The organism is Clostridium sp. D53t1_180928_C8 (assembly GCF_015667795.1).
In the GTDB taxonomy this organism is placed as follows: Bacteria; Bacillota; Clostridia; order Clostridiales; family Clostridiaceae; genus Clostridium.
In genome coordinates this window covers 1-3,824 of record NZ_JADPEL010000096.1, presented here as the reverse complement: position 1 = coordinate 3,824, position 3,824 = coordinate 1, and the positions used below count along the sequence as shown (strand labels likewise).

Genomic DNA, 3,824 nt, shown 5'->3' with positions numbered 1-3,824 from the left:
TTATCATTATTTAGTTCTTGCTGTAGTTTGCTTACCTCTTCTTTTTTATCTGTCAAATTCTCCATTTTAATTTCATTTGTTGAAATAGCTTCTGCTATTGCTTTACCAATCCTATCAGCCCCTAATTTTTTATATAGTTCTACATCTTCTGTAGCTTCTATAAAACAAGTTTCAATTATCATTGCTTTCATAGCAGTTCTATTCAACTCATATAATCCCTTTGTCTTCTGACCTCTATTCTTAAATCCTAAATTAGCAATAGCATTAACAACTCTTTCTGCTATTTCATATTCAGAATATACCCATACTTCTGTTCCTAATGCACCATTATAACTATCATAAGCTTTATTAAAATGTATAGATATAAATAAGTCAGCTCCCCATTCGTTAGCTTTATTAACTCCATATGCTAAATCTACATACTCATCCGAAGTATAATTTACTGGTGGTGTTACATCTAGTACCTCATATCCTAACTCTCTTAAATATTTAATAACTACATTTTTAACTTTTCTATCCTCTGTTAACTCATTTAGTAATGCAACTGCTCCTGTACATAACTCTGTATGTCCACCTCTAACCACTATTTTCTTAATTTTCATTTAATATACCTTCTTTCCTTAATATATTTTATAAAATAAAAAGAGTCCCTTTCATATAGAAACTCTTATAATAACTCTAATTGCTTAAATTTTCTTAGTTCTAATAACTTGCTTATTTGCTTTATGGTTTTAGTTATCTTTTCGCTGTCAGCTATGCAACTATCTTCCCATTTAGTTATTCCTAATACTGCAAATGTACTCTCTTTTAGCATTTGGTATTCTTCTTCACTTTCTGTTAATGTTCTTATTAATTTGCTATAATCCAATTTTGTTTTATGACTAGGTTTATAGTGCTTCTTAGCTTCTTCTGTTGCTTTTTTAAGTTCATTTACTGTACCCTTTAACTCTTCTATTTCTTTATTTGCAATTAATATGCTATTTTCTTTAATACTTCTTTCCATAGTATTAAATCTCTCAACATACTTTGCAGTGAACAATATTCCTTTTTCGCCCTGTTGCTTATTACCTAATAGTTCACATCCCATTTTAGTAACTAAATAACATTTTCTCTTCTCACCTTTTCTATCTATATATGAACTTTCAATAAAATAATTAACCACGTGGAAATTCCCCTTCGTTAAAACTGGTATTATTCCTACATTCTTATTATCTTTTCTTCCTTCTATTTCTTTCAATACTTCTGAATGTTCTTTCTCTAACATTTCAGCAACTTCTCTACTATCTATTGTTAATTCATTATTTGATAAATTTAATAAAATTTTACTCACTTCAACATTCCTTCTTTCTTATATATTTTTATAAAATAAAAGGACAGGGCCTACTCCTGTTCTTCTACTTTCTTTACTGTTCCTTTTACTGTTGATTGTCCAAAATAAAAGCTGACTATCATTATTGCTACTGTTGTAAACTGTTCTGTACTAACTACTTCTTTTGCACTTAGTATACAAAATACTGTAATAACTATTAATGCTATAATCTTTTTAACCTCTATAAGACTTGTTAACTTACTTACAAATTTGCTCATATTATCCCACCTTATCTAATTTTATTTTTATATCAGTGACATCTTGTTGAATATTTTCAACTACATCAAATTTTTCTGCTAAATCTGCTATAACTTCTTGATTTTTGTTAATTATTCCTTGTAGCTTTTCTTCTCTAACTTTGCTTTCCTTTCTAGTATCAATAAGTAACCATACAAAAAGTATTGCCCATGCCCCTTGACTTACTATTATCTTGATAACTTCATTTTCCACTGTTAATCTCCTTTTCCCCAAACGATTAGAATTTCAAATATAATAAAAGAAGCCTTTCGACTCCTAACTTTTCCATGAATATATTTAATATCTCTTCACAAACTATTATTGTGAATTATTTCACCCCATGAAAAATAGGCTGTACTGAATTTATTAACAACCTATTTTCTGCTATTAATATTAATAAAAATAAGGATAGACATAATAACTCTAAAATAATAATAAGAAAACTTAACCGTATTTATTGAATTGGTATCTTTAAAATCATTTATATATTAGAACTATCCTTATTTTTATATGAATATAATAAATTTATTTACATAAACTATTTATGCGAAATATATTTCTCTATTAAAGAGAATAGGTTACCTCCTGAGATCTTATTTCACTTAATAACTTATTCTCTTTTATAAATTTACTTTACTCTTTCTTTTATCTTTTCTTCCAAGCTTGAAATTAAAACTTTAATTTCACTATCTACTACAAAAAAACTCTCTTTAATATTACTTTTTACTATTGCTCCATCTTCATTTATTTCATTTGTAGTAAATGAAATTCTATTTAATCCCCTATCTTTTATTACTGCAAATCCTGTTAATATTTTCATTTTATCCCTCCATTAATAATAAATCTTCTAATTCTGTTTCATTTTCTCCTTGATTTTCTTCACTCATAATATCTAACCTATTCTCTTCATATCCAGGTCTTTTTGCTTTAAACTCCCAACTAAACTCAGTTCCCGCATCTCCTCTAACTATAAAATAAGTTTTACATCTTTCTATAGTTTTAATTAACCCAGTGTAAGCTTGTGTAAACACATGATACTCTATATCTGTATTTACACACTCTGAAAAAATATCATCTATATATATCAAACATTCCCCATCTTCATTTATTTTCCCAAATCCCAAATCACCATAAAAATACTCTGCTGTTTCATATGCATTTATAAGTCTTTCTCCGTAGTTTTTAGTTTCTTGAATACAGTTTTTAGAACCACTTACCACTAAACTTAATCCTCTAAGATGTGCATTATGAATAGTATATGCACCAGCATTCCAGTTACCAAAGCTTATTATATGGTCTCCTGTTCCTGGATGTGCTTCTTCAGTAAGTATTAATCTAGCATTATAAGAATTACCATTTTTAAAACCTAAAAAGCAACCATTATCTCCTAAAACTCCCATAAGTCCATTTATTGAGTTCCATGTTAAATTGCCTTTTAAATCGCTAGTGTGAATATTTCCTGAATCTAATAATATTCCATTAGTTCCAACATGCATTGGAGCATGTATATTAATTCCTTTTTTAAATGTTTTACCTTCAATAGTTCTATCGTCGCTCCAGAAATCTAAAAATGAATATTGTGTATCTGACGCTGACCACCCTTCTGTTAAATCCGTTTTTTTAATATATGAATATCTAATAAAGTCACTATACTGTGGCATAGCAAAAGTAACACCGTTATAATCTCTATTGCTAGAAAAAGATGTCATTGCTATTCTTAGCAACTGCTCTTTTTTATTCCAATCTTGAAAAGTTACTCCTCCACTATCAAGTGCTACAAATCTATCTCCCTTTTGACTTTTTAAAGTTCCTGTTATGATTAAATTTCCGTTAGTATCTGAATTGAATACTGTAGTTCCAGATTTATTTAGTATTGTTAAAGCTCCATTCTTTACTTTTAATCCATTCTTGTCCATTATAAATTGAGTTGTACTTATACTTCCTGTTCCTCCAGTTATAGTAGATGAAATAGTATTTACAATAGCTGTTGGAGTTATTTTTTGTTCTGCTGTTGTAATTCTACTTTGCAAACTAGTAACATTTCCATTTATAGTAGTTGTTGTGTTCTCAATACTTTGCACTTTACTCGTTATGCTATCTGTTGTAGCTTTAATTTCAGCGAACTTAGTAGTTATAGTTTTATTTACAGTTGTTATCTGTCCATCTGTATAACCTTTAGCACTATTAATTGCATTTGTTTGAGCAGTATTTGCTTTTG

Annotated in this window: 5 protein-coding genes and 1 pseudogene; all 6 read right to left on the bottom strand. The window is 28.5% G+C overall.

Annotation, left to right across the window (positions count from 1 at the left end; genetic code table 11):
• Nucleotides 1-602, bottom strand: a 602-nt coding sequence (locus I4V51_RS20425; protein WP_195990277.1) for an N-acetylmuramoyl-L-alanine amidase, incomplete at its 3' end; no start/stop codon positions are given.
• Nucleotides 603-667: 65 nt separating this feature from the next.
• The gene (locus I4V51_RS20420) at nt 668-1,330 is read right to left on the bottom strand and encodes a Rha family transcriptional regulator (RefSeq protein WP_347708678.1); all 663 of its coding nucleotides are present in this window, start codon (nt 1,328-1,330) and stop codon (nt 668-670) included.
• A 50-nt stretch (nt 1,331-1,380) separates the two neighbouring features.
• A complete protein-coding gene (locus I4V51_RS20415) occupies nt 1,381-1,587 on the bottom strand; it encodes a hypothetical protein (protein ID WP_195990276.1) in 207 nt (68 codons plus the stop codon).
• A 1-nt stretch (nt 1,588) separates the two neighbouring features.
• Nucleotides 1,589-1,819 carry a BhlA/UviB family holin-like peptide gene (locus I4V51_RS20410; RefSeq protein WP_195990275.1) on the bottom strand — a complete coding sequence of 77 codons (231 nt, stop codon included), beginning with the start codon at nt 1,817-1,819 and terminating at the stop codon, nt 1,589-1,591.
• 415 nt (nt 1,820-2,234) lie between these two features.
• Entirely contained in the window at nt 2,235-2,426 is a 192-nt protein-coding gene (locus I4V51_RS20405; protein WP_195990274.1) for a hypothetical protein, read from the bottom strand.
• Between the two features lies 1 nt (nt 2,427).
• Nucleotides 2,428-3,824 (bottom strand): annotated as a pseudogene (locus tag I4V51_RS20400) (hypothetical protein); the annotation flags it as partial.

What these genes read in the sequence shown, in the direction of transcription:
- I4V51_RS20415 (WP_195990276.1), bottom strand. Translation starts at nt 1,587, where the DNA reads ATGAGCAAATTTGTAAGTAAGTTAACAAGTCTTATAGAGGTTAAAAAG.
- I4V51_RS20405 (WP_195990274.1), bottom strand. Translation starts at nt 2,426, where the DNA reads ATGAAAATATTAACAGGATTTGCAGTAATAAAAGATAGGGGATTAAAT.